Annotated in this window: 14 protein-coding genes; 4 read left to right on the plus strand and 10 right to left on the minus strand. The window is 41.6% G+C overall.

Going from position 1 to position 21,556, the window contains the following annotated elements; translation table 11 throughout:
* The first annotated feature begins 269 nt into the window (after nucleotides 1-269).
* The gene (locus V7K84_RS27895) at nucleotides 270-2,435 is read left to right on the plus strand and encodes a cytochrome-c peroxidase (protein ID WP_334842942.1); all 2,166 of its coding nucleotides are present in this window, start codon (nucleotides 270-272) and stop codon (nucleotides 2,433-2,435) included.
* Nucleotides 2,436-2,686: 251 nt separating this feature from the next.
* Here the strand turns inward: V7K84_RS27895 and V7K84_RS27900 are convergent, their stop codons facing one another.
* Nucleotides 2,687-4,009, minus strand: coding sequence for a serine hydrolase (locus V7K84_RS27900; RefSeq protein WP_334842945.1), 1,323 nt, complete (start codon nucleotides 4,007-4,009; stop codon nucleotides 2,687-2,689).
* A gap of 1,172 nt (nucleotides 4,010-5,181) precedes the next feature.
* A complete protein-coding gene (locus tag V7K84_RS27905) occupies nucleotides 5,182-6,360 on the minus strand; it encodes a GNAT family N-acetyltransferase (RefSeq protein ID WP_334842948.1) in 1,179 nt (392 codons plus the stop codon).
* Nucleotides 6,361-6,670: 310 nt separating this feature from the next.
* Here V7K84_RS27905 and V7K84_RS27910 point away from each other — a divergent pair, with 310 nt between their 5' ends.
* A complete protein-coding gene (locus V7K84_RS27910) occupies nucleotides 6,671-6,991 on the plus strand; it encodes a DMT family transporter (protein WP_334842950.1) in 321 nt (106 codons plus the stop codon).
* A 135-nt stretch (nucleotides 6,992-7,126) separates the two neighbouring features.
* On the opposite strand, the gene V7K84_RS27915 is transcribed toward V7K84_RS27910, so the two are convergent.
* The 4 genes from V7K84_RS27915 to egtC all read right to left on the minus strand — a co-directional run bounded on the left by V7K84_RS27915 (nucleotide 7,127) and on the right by egtC (nucleotide 10,566).
* Nucleotides 7,127-8,791: an FAD-dependent oxidoreductase gene (locus V7K84_RS27915; RefSeq protein WP_334842953.1), complete on the minus strand. Its 1,665-nt coding sequence runs from the start codon at nucleotides 8,789-8,791 to the stop codon at nucleotides 7,127-7,129.
* Nucleotides 8,792-8,855: 64 nt separating this feature from the next.
* Entirely contained in the window at nucleotides 8,856-9,065 is a 210-nt protein-coding gene (locus V7K84_RS27920; protein ID WP_334842956.1) for a hypothetical protein, read from the minus strand.
* 229 nt (nucleotides 9,066-9,294) lie between these two features.
* The gene (locus V7K84_RS27925; protein ID WP_334842957.1) at nucleotides 9,295-9,486 is read right to left on the minus strand and encodes a hypothetical protein; all 192 of its coding nucleotides are present in this window, start codon (nucleotides 9,484-9,486) and stop codon (nucleotides 9,295-9,297) included.
* Nucleotides 9,487-9,753: 267 nt separating this feature from the next.
* Nucleotides 9,754-10,566 (minus strand): ergothioneine biosynthesis protein EgtC, encoded by an 813-nt coding sequence (egtC, locus tag V7K84_RS27930; RefSeq protein WP_334842958.1) that lies wholly within the window; start codon nucleotides 10,564-10,566, stop codon nucleotides 9,754-9,756.
* Nucleotides 10,567-10,830: 264 nt separating this feature from the next.
* Between egtC and V7K84_RS27935 the strand changes: the two genes are divergently transcribed.
* A complete protein-coding gene (locus V7K84_RS27935; protein ID WP_334842961.1) occupies nucleotides 10,831-11,433 on the plus strand; it encodes a hypothetical protein in 603 nt (200 codons plus the stop codon).
* A gap of 114 nt (nucleotides 11,434-11,547) precedes the next feature.
* On the opposite strand, the gene V7K84_RS27940 is transcribed toward V7K84_RS27935, so the two are convergent.
* Together V7K84_RS27940 and V7K84_RS27945 are read right to left on the minus strand one after the other, a co-directional pair.
* Nucleotides 11,548-12,879 (minus strand): serpin family protein, encoded by a 1,332-nt coding sequence (locus tag V7K84_RS27940; RefSeq protein WP_334842962.1) that lies wholly within the window; start codon nucleotides 12,877-12,879, stop codon nucleotides 11,548-11,550.
* 399 nt (nucleotides 12,880-13,278) lie between these two features.
* Complete coding sequence (locus tag V7K84_RS27945) at nucleotides 13,279-14,874, minus strand: S8 family serine peptidase (protein WP_334842963.1); 1,596 nt, start codon at nucleotides 14,872-14,874, stop codon at nucleotides 13,279-13,281.
* 189 nt (nucleotides 14,875-15,063) lie between these two features.
* Between V7K84_RS27945 and rpe the strand changes: the two genes are divergently transcribed.
* Nucleotides 15,064-15,771 (plus strand): ribulose-phosphate 3-epimerase, encoded by a 708-nt coding sequence (gene rpe, locus V7K84_RS27950; RefSeq protein WP_094349276.1) that lies wholly within the window; start codon nucleotides 15,064-15,066, stop codon nucleotides 15,769-15,771.
* Between the two features lie 876 nt (nucleotides 15,772-16,647).
* Here the strand turns inward: rpe and V7K84_RS27955 are convergent.
* Both V7K84_RS27955 and V7K84_RS27960 read right to left on the minus strand, forming a co-directional pair.
* Nucleotides 16,648-17,118, minus strand: coding sequence for a HetP family heterocyst commitment protein (locus V7K84_RS27955; RefSeq protein ID WP_334843040.1), 471 nt, complete (start codon nucleotides 17,116-17,118; stop codon nucleotides 16,648-16,650).
* A gap of 1,783 nt (nucleotides 17,119-18,901) precedes the next feature.
* Nucleotides 18,902-21,310, minus strand: a complete 2,409-nt coding sequence (locus V7K84_RS27960; RefSeq protein ID WP_334842965.1) for a GH116 family glycosyl hydrolase — start codon at nucleotides 21,308-21,310, stop codon at nucleotides 18,902-18,904.
* Nucleotides 21,311-21,556 lie beyond the last annotated feature (246 nt).

Consider the following 21,556-nt stretch of genomic DNA (forward strand, 5'->3'; position numbering starts at 1 on the left):
AGTAAAACTGATAAGTAAGTTATATCTAATTAAATATTTAAACATTTTATCAAACTCTTATCGAAAAAATATATTAATAGTTTAGCTAATGCAAATTCAATATAAAATAATCAATTTATCCAACTCAATTTATAATTCGCAGCCCGAAAAGGGTGTTTTTTTGTGTTCATGTAAAATTCGTAATTTGCGTGTTCATTTTACATGAATATTAATTTTCAAACTTCCTCGGAAATGTATACTTTATCTCGGTGTTACTTTATAATACAACTATGGGGATTATACCCATAATCAGCTTAGTAATCTTTACGACTGCCTTATCTAGTTACTTACTGCTGACCTCAAGAGGTCGATTTTTGCTCAAATCTTTGGTGACAAAAATAAAGCGGCAAGAGTGGAGATTCAGATATGGCAAGTCTAACTACTTGAGATCGAGATTTTCAAGGACTATAACAATTGCTGCCATTATTCTGGTAGCAGTAATAGCTGGAAATACTGTATCAGCAGGGGTTACAGGCCCATCCCCAATTTCGCTCAAGAGTGTATCGGTTCCAGAACCTGACAATCTTGGAGACTTCGTAAAAGACAAAACGGCTGCAATCAAATTAGGAAAGACTCTTTTTTGGGATATGCAGGTTGGGAGCGATGGAAAGACCTCCTGTGCTAGTTGTCATTTCCATGCTGGAGCTGACAATAGATCCAAAAATCAGATTGCTCCTGGGCTTTTGCGGGTCAATGCCGATGGTACAGAGAATCCAGATTCAGTTTTCAATGTCGGCGGACTACCAAACTATCAGCTCAAACCAGGAGATTTTCCCTTCCACAAGCTGTCAAACCCAAACGATCCTACGACTGTTGTATCTGACCGTAACGATGTCAGTTCTTCTCAGGGGATTTTCAATACGAAGTTTGTGGATGTCACACCTGGGAATGCAGAAGACAAAGTTACAACCGAGCCAGATCCGGTGTTTAACGTAGGAGGTATAAATGTGCGGCGCGTTGAGCCGCGTAACACGCCAACTGTGATAAATGCCGCATTCAACTTCCGCAACTTTTGGGATGGCAGGGCACAAGACATCTTTAATGGGGTGAATCCCTTCGGTTTAAGAGATCCTAACGCCGCTGTCGTCAAGGCTATAAACCCAATTAGGGTAGAATTTGTGAAAGTCAGCCTCAAGAACTCGTCTTTGGCATCTCAAGCTGTCGGGCCGCCACTCAGTTCCTTTGAGTCATCCGCAGATGGTCGCACTTTTCAAGAAATTGGTGATAAGTTCGGGGGTAATAAGTTCGGGCGAATTGACATAACACCTCTCAGCGTTGGTAAGGGTAAAAAGCTCCCCCGAAAACTTGCGAAAAAGTTATTACCTCTAAGACCGCTAGGTAAACAGATTGTGCATCCACAAGACAGCGTTTTAGGTAAAGATAGTAGATCGCCTAAACCTGGACTTAAAGATAGAACATACGAGCAGATGATTCAAGAGGCTTTCAAGCCGGAGTGGTGGAATTCTAATCGACTTATCCAAGTTGACTCTGAGGGTAAACGGACTATTGTCAAAAGGCCCGATCGCTCTTTGACGACTAATGAGTACACATTGCTAGAGTACAACTTCTCGCTATTCTTTGGGCTGGCAGTTCAGTTGTACGAATCTACACTCATTTCCTATGATACGCCCTACGATCGCTACTTGGAAGGAAACACCAGCGCCCTAACCGCGCAGCAGCAACGAGGGAAAGGACTGTTTGAAGGCAAAGGACTGTGTATTGGTTGCCACACTGGAGTAGAATTAACAGCGGCTTCAGTCATCAACGTGGCTAAAGAGGGACGAATCAAACGTGCGCCGTTCCCTCCAAACTCCCCTGAAGACACTGGTTTCTTCAATATCGGTGTTAGACCGCCCACAGACGACCCCGGTTTGGGTGGTTATGACGGTTTGCAAAGTAACGGTCAACGTAATCCGCTTTCAGAAGCACGATTGGCTCAGTTGGGTAAATTTAAGGATCTCTTGGGCGAAAACCCCCCAACCCTTACTCCACCGTTGAATTCCAGTGAACCTGTGTTTGCAAACGGAGCTTTCAAAGCACCTGGACTTCGCAATGTAGAACTAACTGCTCCCTACTTTCACAATGGAGGTCAGGGAACTCTAGAGCAAGTGATTGATTTTTACAATCGTGGTGGTGATTATGGGGTACTTCCGCCGCTAAATCTTTCACCAGTAGAAAAACAGGAATTGGTTGCCTTTTTAAAAGGACTGACTGATGACCGAGTTCGGTTTGATAAAGCGCCCTTTGACCATCCACAATTGTTTATCCCTAATGGACATGTGGGTAACACTAATTACGTTGTCAATGACGGCACTGGTAAAGCTACAGATGACACAGTGGAAATTCCTGCTGTTGGTAGGAGTGGTAATAGTGGTACACCAAATTTCCTGAGTTAATCTCATTTCACGACGAAATACCTGAATACAGATAGATATGTAGGGGCGTACAGAGGTACGTCCCTATTTTTGCGATTTGGTGCAATTGCGAAGTTCGTAGTGAGGGCTTTAGCCCTCAAGCCAAGGACTAAAGTCCTTACTACGAACTTATTTACCTTACTCAGTGCTGAGTAGTGAGTGCCTTGGCTTAGAGTGAATTACTCAGCACTCAGCACTTTTCAAAGTTGATGTGGTGGACTAGTATCGCTTGACTAACGAGTGGGTAGGCGTAGCCCGCCGGAGGCATCGTCAACTATCGGTTGTATATTACTAACTTTGGTATTGTCTAGGTAATTATAGACTCTTCTGGAAACTTCACGGACAAAATCCCCAGCTTTAGGATCGTAGTTTGGTCTTTGCACCAAAACACCTGCTAAATAGCTTTTGCCGTTGGGCATTTGAATAATACCGGCATCACCGATGATAAATCTCAATGTACCAGTTTTGTGGGCAATGGTCGCTCCTTGGCCGATACCGGCTGGTAGTAAACTATTGGTTTTGACATGGCGCATAATGCCTAAAACTCGATCGCGGCTACTTGGGGATAACAAACGATTATTAGAAACTAACGCCGCCAATCTGACTAAATCTTTGGAACTAGTTGTATTTGTGCCGCCAATGTCTGGAAGTAGATTCCGAAGTGCTGTATTTTGCAATCCCCAGCTACGAAAACGTTGACTAACTTTTGTAGCACCACCCAAGCGATCGAGAACTAAATTTGTGGCGGTATTATCGCTGATTGTCATCATCAAGGTAGCAGTTTCCAGGACACTAAATTTAGTGCCGATGGGTTTGTATTGCATAATTCCAGATTCGCCAACCTTTAAATCGCGCCGCATCACTAATTTATCGGTGAGTTTAATTCTACCTGCGTCTATTTCTTGGAAAAGAGCCACTAATAAGGGAAATTTGATTGTACTGGCAGCAGCAAATCTTTTTTCGCCATTAATATCTATATAGTTTCCTGTATCTAAATCTAAGAAAAATATTCCTGGATTTAATGATTTATAACTTGCTAACAAAGTGCGAATTTGAGAAGTAATACCAGCCATCTCTTGTCCAAGATTCACAACTCCGGCAAATGTCGATGCATCTGTGGATCGGATGGCAATATCTTCTCGATTTTCTCCAACAATGGGATTACTTTGGCGGTTAAATGAATTGAATTTGAAACTCCAATGAGAACGAGAATCTCCTTTAACTGATATATTTTGGGAAGTTACATCATAACCAGGAGCTAACTCGACGACAAAACGAGTGGTTTGAGGGTCTGGTTTGCCGAGGCGAATTTCTTTCACCGCCTTACCAAAACTTCGTTTGACAGTATCGGAATTAAAATTAGTTCCGGGTAAGTCAATCACCAATCGATTAGGATTATCTAATAAAAAGGCTTTTGGTTCTATTCCCGAAGTGGTAGTTAAGTCTAATTGGTTTTGGCTAGAATCATAGTACCAAGACTGTAATTGTGAGGCTTTAGCTTGTCCTGCAACTAGAACCAAACTGCTTAAACCAATCGCCAGTAGATGTGATTTCATGTTGTGAATGTGGGTGTGCAAGTTAGGAGAAACTAATCAGGTTTACTTAGATTGTTTTCTGATGACTGTGCTGAACTTCCGGAGAAAAAGTCATAAATCCCGTTGAGTTATTTCGTGAGATGATGTTTGGGATTAGATAAGCACGATAAATCATCATTACTTATTAAAAGTAAATCGCTGACAGTTTGATTTGTGGTGTGAGTTGACAACAACAGAAATTGTTAATCTAGCGGAAGGACGAGCGAAGGATTAATTATGTTTCCAACTTATGTTTATAGAGAGAGAAAATAAAATTTATTCACTAAAACCCTAATACATATAGATTTCGCGTCGGGGCACGGCATTGCCTATAGGTGTCAACTTAACGTGAAAGCCAGCTTAGAACCAGCTTTTAGATATTGTCTCGTTCCCAGTTGGAGGCTGGGAATGTCCTCCTAGAGGCTCCGCCTCCTTTGCCTACGGTGTACACACAAGTCTCTTGACCTGCACCTTTAATGCATCGACCTACATCTTTAATGCATCGACCTGCACCTTTAATGCATTGACTTGTATCTTTAATGCATCGACTTGCACCTTTAATGCATTGACCTGTATCTTTAATGCATCGACCTGCATCTTTAATGCATCGACCTGCACCTTTAATGCATTAAGGCATCATGTAAAAATAACTTGAACAATTTACCGAATAGTTAGATCATCAGAATGTAACCAAATTAAAGGCTTAGGTATTGGGGCTACGGTGTACACACAAGTCTGAAATAGCTGATTAACCAAGGTTTTACCCCACCCTAACCCTCCCCTTAGAAAGCAGGGCTGTTTCATTCCCTAAAAGACTCTGATTTACAAGCGTTTCAAGCAAAAAAGTCAGGTGACTAAAAAATCTGATTGGGCAATAAAATCGCGATCGCACTTAAATTTACTCGTTGAGGTGGTAGCTTTTCTTTTCCCCAATCAAGCAAATTTCTGACTCATACTCTTGACAAAATCTTTAAGAGATCGAATGAAACAGCCCTGCCCTTAGAAAGGGGAGGGAACTAGATTTATTGTTTCCCCCCTTGACAAGGGGGGATTAAGGGGGGTAATTCGACTTGTGTATACACCGTAGCCAACAAGCGAGAGAGATAGACTTGAACTTTAGTTCAACTCGCATAGAGGTTCGTTGACATCTCACATTAAAAAAAATCAGCCACCCAAGGAGAACTACCCGCAAATATTTGCGTTGCTGCTGAAATAGCTGTTTCTGTTCCATGCAGTTTTCCAGCTATTTGCAAATGGTAGGGAGAGAACAAACTTGTATATAGTGGTGCTAGTTCTCGGATATCTAACTGCAACTCACCTTTTCCACCTTTTGTAACTTCACCGCGTCCATTGGCAACAGAAAGAATGAATTTACCATTGTTTGCATCTAACAAATTATCTTGAATTTCTAAGTGCAGTTCAGTTTCAATTCCCGATGGATAACCCCGCATCTCCAGCGCCTTGACTACATCTACTACCCGCAGCATCCAACGCATCGTATTCTTAAGCTTGGCAGTTTGCTCTGGTAGCAGCAATGTCAAAGAATCAATTGCAGAACTCCTCCATCGCACGCGTTCAATTTGGGAGCGATGACTGGCAAGAAAAGACCAAAATGTTTGTGCAGCCGCAACTGTGAGAATTACCCAATCCTTAATTCGCAGGATTGCGCCATCCTCTGTTGAATGTTGACTAAAGAGGATGTAGCCTTCGGGTTTCTCTTTTGTACCGATAAAATATGCGTAAAATGTTTCCTTCTTATCTGGTTGGATTAAGCGCTCCCAGATTGCGGGATGTCGGTCTAAATATCCATGCGTTAGTCTTGCCTGCTGCTGATATAGTTGATGAAAGACTTGATGATTGATATTCACTATTGGTTGCAAAGGTAGGGGTTGCTCTCGCACTTGAATACTTTTAGTAGCAATTTCCCAATTACACCAGCTACCCCCTTGCTCATACCCGACTTTTCGATACAAACTTTGCACAGCGGGATAAAGAGCAGAGAGCGGTATACCTCTAGCATAAAGTTCTTTGAGCGTCTGCTGCATGAGAGCGATCGCACCTCCCGAACCGCGATACTCTGGAGCAATACCCACTACGGCAATTCCTGTCATTGGTACACGCACACCACCCCACCACTGGCCCATATCCAGAGTTGCCAATCCACCAATTAATTGCTCTGACTGACGAATAATGCGAAAATTTTCTACACCAATCAGGTTGATGTAAGCTTCCTCGCCACCAAGTGTGCTGATAAAACACTGCTCAAAGATACTCCCAAGCTGCTGAATATCCTGTGGATCGGCAAGAGTGCTGTATTCAAATTGAGCCGTCATCTCTCATACCATTAGTAGGACAAAAACACAATCACACTACAGCAGATGTTGCCCTAATACTTGAGCAATTTCATCGCTATAAAGCCCCGGAATAGCCTCAATTATACTACTGCACGTTTGGTTTTAAATGTTGGAACACCTATACCGTTTCTTTGCGAAGCTGCATATATTTATCTCCCGCTACGCCTTCCCTCCAAAGCATCTTCATGGAGAATTGATATTACACTTGTAAAAATTTTTAATGAGTTACTTCAGGAGTGTTTATTCTATTTTTAGGGCAGTTGCTCTTAACAAACCACTTACAAAAAATATGTTAACAAGTTGGATTTACCTTATATTAGCAATCCTTTTTGAAGTTTCAGGCACAACTTGCATGAAATTATCAGAGGGATTTACTAAAATAGTTCCTTCAGTATTAATATTTGTCTTCTATGGACTTTGTTTTACTTTTTTGACCTTTGCTCTCAAGAAACTTGAAGTAAGTGTCGCCTATGCTGTCTGGGCTGGATTAGGAACTATTCTAGTAGCTCTTATTGGGATTATTTGGTTTCGGGAATCTGCCACATTCATCAAACTTGTGTCGATCTCCTTAATCATCATTGGGGTAATTGGGATCAATGCAAGTCAATGAAGGAGGCAGGGGGGCAGGGGGGCAGGAGGCAGGGGAGCTGGGGAGCAGAGGAGCAGAGGAACTGGGGAACTGGGGAACTGGGGGGCAGGGGAGAGGGTTTGCAGATTTTATACAGGTTAGTATTGGCTGCTTTAGCTAAACATTACTTAGGTAGCGGTGAACGAATTGAATGGCGATCGAACCTTCTCCGACACCAGATGCCACCCGCTTAATTGAGCCGTAGCGGACATCTCCGGCTGCGAAGATTCCGGGAATGTTGGTTTCTAATAAGAAAGGAGAGCGTTCTAATGACCAACCACGAAGAGATTTGCCGTTATGTATCAAGTCTGGCCCGGTGATGATAAACCCCTGAGCATCGCGTTGAATAACGCCATCGAGCCAATCCGTTTTGGGGCTAGCACCGATGAAAATAAATAGCGATCGCGCTGACACGGTTTCGGTTTGTCCAGTGTTGGCATGGGCGATCGCAATTGCTTCTAAATGTTCTTCTCCCTTTACTTCCACGACGCTGCAACCCGTGCAAACTTTGATATTTTCAGTCGCGGCAATTTGGTCAATCAAATATTGAGACATACTTGATGCTAGTGACTCACCCCGCACTAACATAATCACTTTGCTGGCATACTTAGAAAAGTGCATTGCTGCCTGTCCAGCAGAGTTTGCCCCGCCAACCAAGTAAACCTCTTCGTTGGTGCAGGCGATCGCCTCAGTCATGGCAGCACCATAATAAATTCCTGCTCCTGTGAGCTTCTCGGCTCCTGGAACCTTTAGCCAACGGTAGGAAACGCCGGTTGCAACTAAAAGTGCATGGCAACTAATCTCGCTACCATCTGCTAATTGCAGAACCCGATAAGGATCTTCCAGCCGAACCCCAGTTACTACTTGAGGAGTGAGAATTTCTACCCCAAATCTCCGCGCCTGAGTGACTCCCCGCCTTGCCAAATCGCTGCCACTCAAGCCAACAGGAAACCCCAAATAGTTCTCAATCCGCGAACTCGTACCAGCTTGTCCTCCTGGCGCTTCACGCTCAATTAAGACAGTACTCAATCCCTCAGAAGCACCATAGACTGCGGCTGCCAGTCCGGCAGGCCCAGCACCCACGATCGCTAAGTCATAAAATGGACGCTCTGCCTGAGTTTGCAGTCCAATTTTGGCGGCAATCTCTAAATTAGATGGTTGAATTAATCGGGAACCATCAGGAAACAGCACCAAGGGTAATTGTTGTCTACAATCAGCTTGGGCGTATTCCACCAATTTTTCTGCATCCGGCTCCAGTTCAACATCTAACCATTTAAATGGAACCTGGTTACGTGCTAGGAAGTCTTTCACCTGATGTGAAAAAGGCGACCAGCGATTACCAATGACTCGAATGCCTTCAAAGCGTGGGCGGAATCCAGCTAGCCAGTCATCTAGCAAATCATTTAAAACCGGATATAATCTCTCTTCTGGTGGATTCCAAGGCTTGAGTAAGTAATAATCAAGTTTGGCACTATTAATCGATTTAATCGCAGCATCCGTATCTGCATAAGCCGTCAACAAGGCACGTTTGGCATCGGGAAAGATGCTTTTTGCTCGTTCCAAGAACTCTACGCCTCCCATTTGGGGCATACGTTGATCCACTAGAAATAGAGCAACTGATTCATTCCGCAATTTTAGTTGCTGCACCACATCCAGAGCCGCGATCCCGGAATCTGCCCGGACAATGCGGAAGCGATCGCCATACTGATGCCGCAAGTCTCGTGACACCGCTTGCAATACTTCTGGATCGTCATCGACGGTTAAAATTGCTGGTTTCGCCATAACTACTGTTACTTAACAATTGCAGTGTCTAGCCGTTATCTTCAAAAATTTGTCGTTAAAATATCTACTGTTTAACCAGTTGCTTTAAACGAAAGTATGCCTCTTCTGGTGTCAGCGGTTCCGATTGAGTTTCATTGGGTATATAAAATACCCAGGTATCAGGAAAGTAATGCACTACAAAGCTGGGAATCAAACCCAAGCTTACTGCTTGTTTGCCGAGTTTTTCAGCTTGTTCTTCTAAACTCAGTTGGTCGTGAAATGTGTGTTCAACCATACTTTTGCATCTCCCTGTACTTTATTTGACCCTGGAAAAAGGTTCAAAACCAGTATTGCACGAATCACCTTTAGGTGATTTATCATGTTCCAGAATCAGCTTGAGAATATTTTGGTAGTAGACCTAGAATAATTTCAAATATGCTTTCGTAGAGAATCATAAAACTATTTGGGTCATTCAGGGTAATTGAAATTGGATTGAATCAGGCAACAGGGCATTTTTTACGAAATTATAAGTAAGTATGCGATCGCTCCAGCTTATGCTTATATGGGTATAGTGGCGGACAAAGTACAAGGGAGCCATAAAGGAATGATGATTGCGTCACCGATAGCGAACGCGAGTGCGTCTTGTAGAGAAGCGTTAGCGAGTCATCGGTGACGCTAGCTCCCAAAGGAGTTAAAACCCGGATTTCTCTACGCATAGTGTAGGCTTCAGGGGAAGAGGAGTGTGGGGAGTGTGGGGAGTATGGGGGGTAAGACTTCTTCTCCATCCTCCCACACCTCCCACACCTCCCACACCCTTTGGATTTCTCTCTTGTGAGAAATCCAGGAAAAGGACGGATGATTTATGCTGTCTCTCTGATTTGCCTCTAACTGTTACCTTTTGGCACAAGTAACAGCAATGCAAGTCTCGCATCGCACCAACTTTAGAAAGAAAAGCTCAATTTCCACAAAATCGCAATGCTTATTTAAACCCCAATGGGAACAAATCTCTCTAACAGGCTAATTGTTGGCTGTAATGACTGGGCTTCAACAAATAGCGCAGTTTGCTCCCCAAAAGCAGTCCAATTTTGGTGATTGGATAAAGGCTCAGAAGCAACAATAACTTGGTTTGGCTGCTTGAGTTGATCGCAAGACCAATAAAGAGTAGGTGCTTGTGTGCGATAAGCATAGCGAATTGCTGCAACTGCTTGACCATCACTGACAATTACATTGGCACTAAAGCTGGTGTCGTGTTCTGATGCCAACTTAGTCAATTTTTGAAGTGTGGCATTTAATGCTGACAACAGAGTGCTGTCTGGAGACGACTGCCATATTTCCACTAGTAGGGCGAAGATGTGTTCAGAGTCAGTCGTGCCTTTAATCAGGCGGTAAGTGGAATCAGAGAGGCTCTCACGTATTGGTCTACAAAGAGTTTGTTGAAAGTTTGATATCTCGCCATTATGCACAAACAAAAGTTTCCCACTACGAAATGGCTGACAATTGCTAATGTCAAGCGATTCACCTGTTCCAGCTAATCGAACATAGCCTACAGTACAACTGGATTGTACATACTTGCTCAACTCTTCCAAATTTGGCTCGTTCCACAGCGGGATAGTATTTCGGTAAATAAAGGGTTTACCTACTTCGTCGTACCAGCCTACACCTACTCCGTCTCCACAAACTACTCCTGATTTTAATTCCAAAGGACTGTAACTTTGTTTGTAGAGCGAATGCTCTTGTTTATACAGCAACTCATCTAAGAGGATGGCGTTACCAAGATAGCCAATTAATCTACACATAAAAAAACGATGTTGCTGAAAGAGTAAGAAAAATCAGTCACAAGTCCCGATAGAAATCGAAGCTTTTAACTGGGCAATTATTGCAAATCATTACTAATTTAACAACTATTGTTTATCTTGTGTATGTTTGATCTGTGACTTTAGTCATGGTTTTGTTGTCTTGCTAAAAATATAGAACAGAAGCTAAAGTAATATTTATTCTTTACCTTTGTTTGAGCTTGATTTGTGAATTATCCGTTCGCATTCAAAGGATTTTAGAGAACTATGCCAATTCAAAAACACATTAATCTTAATCAAGGATGTTTCCTTAATTCCGCCAATAAACAGATAGTTGTCAATTTAGCTAGTGAAGATATTTTAAATTTAATCGCGCAAGAATTAAAAACTCGTTACTCTCCAGAAACTCAAAAAGACCTACTTGAGGAGAGTTCAAAATTATTACCTACTTTTGTATTTCAAGAATTATTACAACGCCAACAGCAGGTAGTAGATATTAACCCAGATAGTTTAATTGTCGTTAGCTGTCAGATAGCAGAGGCAGAAGTCGATGATTTGGGATTTGATTTAAATGTCGAAGTATATTTTGTAGTTGGAGATACAAAAGGTCAAAACCATTTTCGGGCTAATCAAATAGTCCTTTGGTCGAATATATGGGGTGATGAAGAACAGCCTTTTGATTTAGAAGATGAACTAGGCGAACAATTCTGGACAAGTTATCAAATTCAGTTGCTTTTTGACGAAAAAGAGCAACAAACAATTGAGCTGGAACTATCACAAATAGATGATTATGCCGCGAGGTTAGAATTTTCTCCATCACTAAAAAGCTTTTCACCATCCATAGTTCCCTTTACGGATAATGACTGCTAAAAATTATTATCTGCACATACGGTGAATGTAAATTAATCATTTATATTCACTGAGGATTTTATTTTTTAGAAATTCTCTTTTAAAAAGATAAAGTCTTCAATCCCTCCTACATCCTCATTGTGGTTCGATAATTGAACCCATAAACAAAATGTTTCCCGTCTGATTATCCCGAATAGCACAGAAGAAGGGACGATCGGCAATCATTCGGAATGGTTCTGGTTCTTCTCTCGAAGATGTTGCTACTATTCCCACTGAAGTCGCCGCAGCCGCTTCGGTGCCTTCTTCGTTCACTTCGACAAAAGTTTTATGCTTAACTTCGCTAATGGCAAAATTTTTACCCATGCCAGAAAAATTGGCTTTGTTGCTGAAAGCCTCCCCCATACCTAAAGTTTTTAAAGCATCATTGAGTGTAATCTCGTAATCTGTTTTGAAGCGGGGTAGGCGAATAAACCCTTTTTGATTGTTGAACTGAGTCATCCATTTTTCCCAGTTCTCAACATTCAAGTTTTGATAGAATGCTTTGAGGTTAGAGTTTTGTTTGGGTAGGAAGATATAAAAACTGACCTTACCATCTTTACCATAAGGTAAACTAACTGCCTGAAAATTTTCGCTTTCATAGTATCTATAATCACCCTGCTGTGACATCATTGGGTGTTGTTTCCGCCTGCCAGATGTGATGTAAAAAGGATATGGAGCAGTTTCTTTCTTGTCAAACTCATTACTCCAATTACCTTTAAAATATATGGCATTAATCAGAAATAATACCTGATCTGGTTCAATTTTTTCAACTATTTTAGTTATTTTGCCGTTAGTATTTTCTTTTACCCAGTTATTGATAATATTAGATGCGGCGGCATCTTGAAAGTTTAAATTGCTGACTTTGGCCTGATAGAAGTCCTGGGTTCTTTTGAGAAAGTCGGGTGCAAAGCTAACATTTTGATTTGCCCAAAGTGAGTTAGCAATTTTCAATTGCACTTTCGTATCCGAATTGTCTAAAAGCTGTTTTAATACCGCCGCATAAGAAGAGTTGATTTCTGGTAGATTCATCCCCTGTAATTCTAGGGTTTTTGCCATTGCTTGTTGAGTCGAACCGCTAGCACCGTTGTAAGTCATAGCAAGAGCGATCGCAACACTCGAAGGTGAGATAAAAATATTCTTCTCACCCCGATCGTTTTTCAGAACTTCTGAAAATAGTTTGAAGCCAAACTTATTGCTAGACTCAACTATTTTTGTATCAGTGTTGGCTGTTTTTTTTTGCAATGGAGTTTCTGGCTGAGGTAAACTAGATTGGGCAAGGGCACTTTTATTACTATCGACTTGAGAACACCCTAATACACTGAATAAAACGACACTTGCAGCTGCCAGAGCATAACGTCTGCCTAGACTAACACCGTAACGTCTTTGCAGGAAATTTTCTTTTGCATCACTCAATTTATGGCGATTCATTCTGCTACCTCACTTGCCAAAGATTCCCGACTTGTGCTCAGATTTGACGCAGATACTGTGTCAATGATTAACTATTGCATTTACTCCAATAGAAAAATGGGACTGTTACAGTTTTCGTAACAGCAAATTAGTAGCTCAGAGTAATTAAACACAACTTGTGGAGTTGCTAACTCCTTATTGAGACGGCTATACAGACGAATTATAAAAAATTTTGATTTCTAAGAATTTTTATCTTTACGTATAAACGTATTGTAAGCTACGTAATCATAAAATAACCACTTCTGTGAGGTTTTTATAGATCGAATAAGGTTTCTCAGTGGCAGGAAATCTCGTTCCCATACGGAGCATGAGAACGAGAAAAATACTCTAATTTTACACAGATATTTGTGCTAACTTATTTCAATTAATAGGTACACTCCACCAAGCTAAACTGTAGGGTTGAGTCGCTTCATTGAGCTTTTGACGAAACTGGACGCGGATTTTGTAATTGCCGGTAGCAGTAACGGGGCAGAAAATATGTTCTACACTATCAATTTGGCTGATTGAAGAGCAAACAGCACCAGCTTCAGAATTTTGAGCATCAGCTTTTACTAAGTATAGGTCGAGATTATTTAAGCCGCGATCGCGAAAATTTTCGCCTACGTCATATTGCTGGTTTTTATTTTTATCGTTGAGTTCTACCAATCGATCCCAACTCAGGGTGACAGCAACAAAACTTCCCTGCTTTAACGGTTTTGCTAATATATAGTCAACAGATGCTCCAACATCAACTGTGCGATAATCCCAACCAATAGCCGGCACCGCAGCGGATGCTTGCCATTGACCAGCACTAAATTGCTGATAAGCGCGAAATACATTTAAATGACCCGCTCCCATTTGAGCATCTAAAGGAATCTTTGGATCTTTATAAGCATCAGAATCTAGCCAGTTTTGATTTTGTTTATCAATTAGCGTCCGAGTCATTCCCAACTTTAAGCCATCGCCGCTATCTAGAAGTTTGTCTGCTGAATTCAGCAATACAGCTTTCATCACTTGATGACGCCGAGAATCAATGCTCCAGTGGGGTTGTTTTGTCCGCATCTGTCGGTCTGCAAGTTCCTGCAACAGAGCAACGGTAGCCGTAACTTGAGGCGCGGCAAAACTAGTACCTGTAACCTTGTTCAATTTGCCATCAGGATTGAGCAAAGGAATATTATTACCAGGAGCAACTAAACTGATAGCGCGACGCCCATCAAGGTCAAATTCCCTTCCAGCTAGTCTTTGATTCACCCCTTGGTTAACACCTGCCAGATTAGCCACGTCTACTTTGTTAAAAACTCCCCCTCGGCGGGATGAAAAAGCCACGTTTATTCCGTTAAAATTATCTGTAGGAATAGGAATACCACCTTTGCCCTGGTTGCCAGCGATCGCATACAAAACATCATGAGCGCGACTAGACCAGTCAACACATAAAGTTAGTAAAGCATTACCGTCTAAAGTAGCTTCCGGTCGAGGATCGCGGCTCAGAGGTTCCCCAAAGCTAAAGTTAATCGCACGGACATCGCCACCATTTTGGAGCGCTATGTGCTGTGCCGATAAGCACTCCTCTGGCTGACCCATGTTTTTAGTGGAACCCACTGCTGATGAATACAATCGCGCTCCCGGCGCAACTCCTGGCAAAGCTTTGTCTTGACTCACCATCACACCAGCGACATTGTAGGCGTGGGGGTCAACACCATTATTAGACTTAGCTGGGCCATTGCGTAAGAAAACCGCTGCTAAAGATATGGCACGATTTTTAGACACCGCCTTATCCCACCCAAACATTCCCGGCCGACCAATTTCCACTTGACCAATAGCAATCTTACGACCGATTAAATTATAAGGAGCTTGGTGTAGCTTCAAAGCATCAATACCGTTAGTTCCCAAAGCAGATTCTAAAACTGAAGCAATTACCGGCGCACTCAGACAAGAAGCAGTTAATCCCCAAAATATCCAGGTTAGTTTTTTAGTCATTTGTTATTTGTCATTAGTCATTAGTCATTAGTGATTGGTCAAGAGTTAGGAGCTAGGAGCTAGGAATTCGGAGTTATTATTCTCCCTCTGCTCTTTACTCCTGCAAAAAAACCGGGATCAAAATTATGAGTCTTGTTCAATGTTTTGTTACAATGCGTACAGACGAGGACGCTTAAAAATCCACTAGCCATGACCCAAAACCTATCTCAAAAGCCCATTGTAATTTCTCCATCTATCCTATCAGCCGATTTTAGTCGCCTGGGTGACGAAATTCGTGCCGTAGATGCAGCTGGAGCGGATTGGATTCATGTTGATGTCATGGACGGTCGTTTTGTACCTAATATTACGATAGGTCCTCTGATTGTGGAGGCGATTCGTCCGATTACAACCAAGCCTCTGGATGTCCATTTGATGATTGTGGAGCCAGAAAAGTATGTAGAGGGATTTGCTAAGGCGGGTGCTGATATTATCTCCGTACACTGCGAGCATAACGCTTCCCCACACCTACACCGCACCTTGGGGCAAATAAAAGAGCTTGGTAAGAAAGCTGGTGTTGTACTTAATCCTGGTACCCCTCTAGAGCTAATTGAATATGTTCTAGATTTGTGCGATTTAGTACTAATTATGAGCGTCAACCCTGGTTTTGGTGGTCAAAGCTTTATCCCTGGTGTATTACCCAAAATCCGCAAGCTGCGCCAAATGTGTGATGAACGCGGTCTTGACCCCTGGATTGAAGTGGATGGGGGACTGAAGGCAAATAATACTTGGCAAGTTTTGGAAGCGGGAGCCAATGCGATCGTCGCCGGTTCAGCTGTGTTTAACGCAAAAGATTATGCTGAGGCTATTACAGCAATTCGCAATAGCAAGAGTCCTACTCCAGAATTAGCCAAGGTCTAATTCATTTTTGAATTAATCAATCATTAAACATGGAAGTGAAAAAGAATGTAGAGACGTAGCCGTGCTACGTCTCTACAAGGATTCTAGATTAATTTCACCCGATGTTTAGTATTTACAAAAAATAAGGTGGGCAAATTGCCTACCTTATTTATTTTTATATATAGATAAAAAACTGGAAGCTATTCAAGTTTTGAACCTTCCAGTAGTTGCTACATAAATTGAAAGTTTAGAAACCAAAGATAATCCAGGTTGGGAGGACTAGGATTACAATAGTCGAAAGAGAAGCGTATGAGCTACTAGTTCTACCAGCCAAGGACAACAATTTCACCGTAACTTTTCTATTTCCGTTCCTAGAATTGATGTTAAGCGTTTGCTTTATTAACTAAAGCAACATCAACCACAGGATAGAAAGTTTTATTAGCATTACTCGCACTGTCTGCAGTCAGTGAAAGCTGTGTAAAATTTGGATTGGGGGAATCCACCTCGCCAAATTCTCTTTGCTCAGACTTCCTCAGAAAAAGAACCACCAGTAGTAACAGTTGGATTATTGGTCTTGGTCTAGGAGTTATTTACTCCATGAAATACTGACTACTTTGGTAATCAGTTTGATTTATTTCATAGTTAGAACTAATCGTTGATTTTATTTTTTAAATTAACTTGCTTGCCAAATCACCTCTATTTTGGTTTAGGTTGTAGTTGTTATTAGTTTACCAATATCATTAGTATATATTTGCCATTTTGGCAGATTTTTGCAAAATATTATCAAATTCATGACTGCTATAGAAAACCTGTCATGCTATAAATTTCCAATTAGCATAACAGGCTTTCAGATAATCAATCAACTTTAGACCAGAATCTATTGATTCCAAATACTTTTTAATTGAATCCACAGGATTTCAAGGAAATGTCTTGAACATTTTCTGGTTTTAATGGCGATTTGCTTGATTGATGTTCGTTAATTTGCTGTGTCAATCTCTGGTCTAAACTACCAGCACGGATTTCTGCTTTTTGCTTTCTAACTACTTCTAGATAAGCTACGTCTTTAATTTTGCTGAAGCAGCTTGATGAAACATTATTATCAGACTGGGAATTATGAGTGTGTTTCAGCATTTTTAGATTTTCACTTTGCTGTTGTTTTGTCCTATCGGCTTGAGAGTTCTCTTTGAGCAATCGATTGTAGGTGCGATATGGAATGTAATGCAGAGGATTATAACCACCAAATCGCAGCATTAAAACACATGCCCAGGAATACTTTCCAGCAAGAATTGCTTCAACTACTTTGTCAAATTGTTGAGCTTTCACTGTCTTATCTAAGTTACTACTAATACCAGCAAGGTCTTGATTCATCATAGTGTTTAGTTATTTTGGGTGAAGTAAACTATTTTCTTCTCTGCGATTGTTGATGTTTCAATTGAGGTGTACAAACTGCACTAGCCTTTTTGCAAATCTTGAATTGCTTGTGGCAAATTATCAGCAGTGGAGCGGTGTTTGATGTTTACAAGGGATAAAAATCCATAAGTAAATAAATTTTCTTGGTTCACACGCTTATATTTCTTACTACTGTTGGATTAGGCAATTTCCGGGAAGTTTGCATATTTTTTTAGACTAAGAGAGAAAATATATTTGTCTTTGAGCGTCAACAACACCATTCCTATTTATACTATTTTTTGTCGTTGCTGTCATCTACTAATCTAGTGTATTTATAGGTCAAATTTACTGAATATATTCCTATACTTACTTGTGTATTGTGCAGCTTTTAGTTTTGTCCTCTTTTGCTAATTCTTGAGGGGGTCTTACCCCTCACCCGATATCATTTTAAAACCTTTATTATTGTCGAGTAACTAAAAAACAATACCATTAAATAGAATGTAAAACAACTTGTAAAAATATTAGCCGATAGCGAATAAAACCTTTCATAGCAATAAGATTGAGCTTATTTTCCAATAAGTTCGGTTAGACAATGATACTTATTAGACTTGTCTTTATTGGTTTGCAAAGACTACAGCTTTAGCGTATCTAAATATAATCGCTGTCAACTATTTCATAACGAGTAGTCAGTCATTATAAAATAGACCAGTTGTCAAAGAAAATTACTGGTTAGGGATAATATAAATAGATAGTTATAACAAGCATTAATTGAGTCAACAAAAAGATCCGCAAATGGATAAATTGACTCAACAAGTGTCGCAGTCTAAGTCTGTACAATATTAGAGAATTTAAGAATAGATATAAAGCTAATTAACACAGAATATTCTTAAGTTGATTTAGCAAAAAGTTCTATATGATATGAATATTTAACAGATTTATAGAATTGAGATTACAAATGTAGTGGCAATTGAGCTAAATGGTGGTATCAATATGCGATCGCCTTTATCTCTCCAGACAACTAGGCAATGAATTATTTGACAATGAGCTATCCAAGGGTTATAATATGAGTCCAACTTACTAGACGCGGAAGAAACTGATAGCGCTTCACTTCCTGAAGTTTGGACTGCTTCTACTAAAGGCTGGTGAAATGCACCTGTAAAATTTACTGGCGTTAAGTTACGCAAATTGTAAGGGTTTAAGCGTATGCAGCAGTGTTGGCTAAATCACTGCCAAACACGCAGCGCCACAATTTGATTAACTTTGCTGTTGAGTAAAGGAATAGGCACGTCATAACCTAGTTTTTGATTGTGAACGTAGTCTGGGAAGCATTAGCAATATTTATAGCTAAAGCTAGTAATATTTGCATTTTTTGAAACAGTAGTCTTAAATTCTCAATGCTTCAACTCTTACCATTACTGAAATTTTCCTTCGCTTCCGGAAATACTCGGAAAATAAAATCGCAAACCTAAAGTCTGCTTTCTCAAATGAAGACAGGTTAAATTTGCTAGGGACGCACATCTGTCATAGGTGTCAACTTAAGGTAGAAGTTATTTAAGAGTAAAGGTTCTAAGGGTTGCTTGCCCTCATCCCCTAACCCCTTCTCCCATATTGGGAGAAGGGGAACTGGAGAATTCGCTTCCTTCTGCTAGTTTTGAGAGAGGCGCTGGGGGTAAAACTTATACATTCAGAAGATTTCAGCTTAAGTTGACACCCATGACAGCTACATGTGTTGCATCAAAACGAGAACCGCTTTGATAGTCAATCAATTAATAACTAAGTAAATCCCCCAAATTGCCATTGGCCGCAGGTAAGTGCTAGCACGGAAAGTACCAGTTGCGGTGATAGCTTCTGGCGTGCGAAATTGCAGACCATTTTCATAAATTTGCTGCACCACAGCTTGCGTCAACCTCAAGGCTTCATCTTTCATTCCCATCTGCACGAGAAAAGCCGCCAGCCCAAAGTTTATCCCCGTCCAAACTTCTAAGGGATGAGTAGCTTTGGGATTTTCTGGTGAACCATCACGACGAACACCATTAGCAGCACCAAACTCACCATTACAGAATTTCAAAAAGCAAGCGTCATAAACTGTTTTTAGGGCAGATAGGGCGCGATCGCTCGGTACAATATCAGGTAAGTCCAGCAGATGGGCGTAGAATTGTCCGCATAATTGATCTGCCATTACCACATCGGAACCACTTTTACTATCCAGTCGGTAATATTCCCCATTCCAAAGTTTTTCTTGGTAAATAGGAAGAGATTGTTGTAACCAAGTTTCATAAGTGGATTTTTGAACCGCCAAGACGCCAATATCGCCAAGGTTGTGAGTTAATAAAATATCGCTGATTGCGATCGCAGCTTCTAACGCCGCTAACCACAACCCCCCACAATAGGCGCTGACACCTTGTAATCGCCAATCATCAAAGGTTTGATCGGGTGCGCCAGAATTTTCAGGAATCCCATCGCCGTCGAGGTCAAAAGTTTTCAGGTAGTCGAGGGTTTGAACGATCGCATTCCAGCAATCTGCCAGGAATTCCACATCGTCAGCACCCGTGAGCAAAAAATCACGGTATACTTGCAAAACAAAATCACTACCTAAATCTTTCCATAAATTACAGTCTTGATAGCTGGTGTAGTTGGTTTTCTCCCAAACGTGTTCGTTCGGTGCGCCTAAATCGTGGGGTGTTGCACCTGCAACTTTGCGAACTGCAATCGGGCTTTCGGCCTTAATTGTCATGTAATAGCCAATTATTCGTGGTGTATCGTCACCTTTAGGAATCGCCCGTGCAAATGCCCGAATCACCGATTTTTCTAGTTCTGGAAACAGCATCAGCAGGGCAAAAGAGCCATACAACCGCACATCTAGACTTTCATACCAACGGTAATCTAGGCACTCCAGCACCGCAAACTGACCGATGGGGTCAAGTTCTGATGCTGCACTCCAGAGAGTACCGCCGCTAGTGAGGTCATAAAGCTCATTAAATAGAGCCATTTTAAACCAGTTGGGTAAATCTTCCCGGTCGAGAATGGGTTTTTGCCAACTTTGAATTTGCGATCGCCAGGTTTGGTATTCTTGTAACGCAGTCGATGCGATCGCCCAAGCGTTGTTTCCATTTTTACCAAAAAAGTCTGTATATCTGCGGTAATAATTAACCCCAGCCGCAAATTCTGTGATGGGCAAATCCCAAGCGACGACAAAGGGAATTTCGAGAGTTTCGCCTGGTTGGAGAGTGAAACGGATTGCGATCGCAGCCCCGATTTGTGTATTCTCTGTTGCTGGAGTAGTATCAACATAATTGGGCAAAGAGCCATCTTGGGCAAAGCTTTGCCATACCTCATCACCCGTACCTTCAGGATTCCAGCGGCTATGATGAAATACTTCCACTTGGGGATGTTTCAGCGTCGCAATACACCAAGTTCCGTCACCTTCTTGCAAAGGTTCATTACTACCAACCCGACCTAAAACACAGCCAAACTGTTGTGTATTTTCAACTATCTGGTTGTAGTTTCCTTGACTTTCGCCCCAGCGCGGTTGGTATTCGTAAACCGGACTACCATCATCGCGTACCTGCACTTCGGGAGATTTGAGAGCATTTGTAAACCAGCCCACTACATTTTGCCAAGTCAGCATAATGCTGAGAGTAATCGGTGCATCTGTGGGATTATGAGCATTCCAGACGAATATTGCCACAGGGTAGCTAGTTTCTTGGTAATTACCTGCCCAGATTGGGGAAAATTGCTCACAAGTCAACTGTGCTTGAAATATATTTTTATATACAAACCAGCTACGTGGATATAGCGCGTGATAATCGCCCGTTCCCTCTGTGTCGGGAGATGTCGGATACCATTGCCACGCTTTGAGAGTGCCATCATCGGGCGCTTGGGTAGATAAAGCGTAGGCTTGGGAAGATGTGCTATTGGATTCAAACACACTGAACTGACAAGCCGGAATGTTTTTGAAGGTATGTTCACCACCGTCGATGTGCCACAGGTTAAAGTCTCCCCGTGAAGAACGGCCGATGCAACCTGCACCAAAGCCGCCTAAAGGCATACCATGCCAAGGGCCATCATCAATATTACTTGCATAGCGGACTGTATAAGGTTTATCCCAACCTAAGCCGATGGACCGGCTCCAAGTGCAAGAGGGAATTTTTAGAGAGAGTTGATTTGTCATCGCCTAATGTTACAGCGTGCAGTTACGTCAATGAAGACTAGCGCGATGTGAGATTTTTCTCAAGGTAGTAGCACGGTAATGCCCGTTGGTGTCAATTTAAGCTGAAATTTTCTAACTGGTCGTAGCCCACCCTTAGAGGATGTTTGAAAAGTCCTGTTGTTGGTAGCAAAAAGTTTTAGATCCCCCTAAATCCCCCTTAAAAAGGGGGACTTTAAGAAGTTTTCCCCCCTTTTTAAGGGGGGCTAG

The sequence above is a fragment of the Nostoc sp. genome (genome assembly GCF_036917315.1).
Taxonomy (GTDB): domain Bacteria; phylum Cyanobacteriota; class Cyanobacteriia; order Cyanobacteriales; family Nostocaceae; genus Nostoc.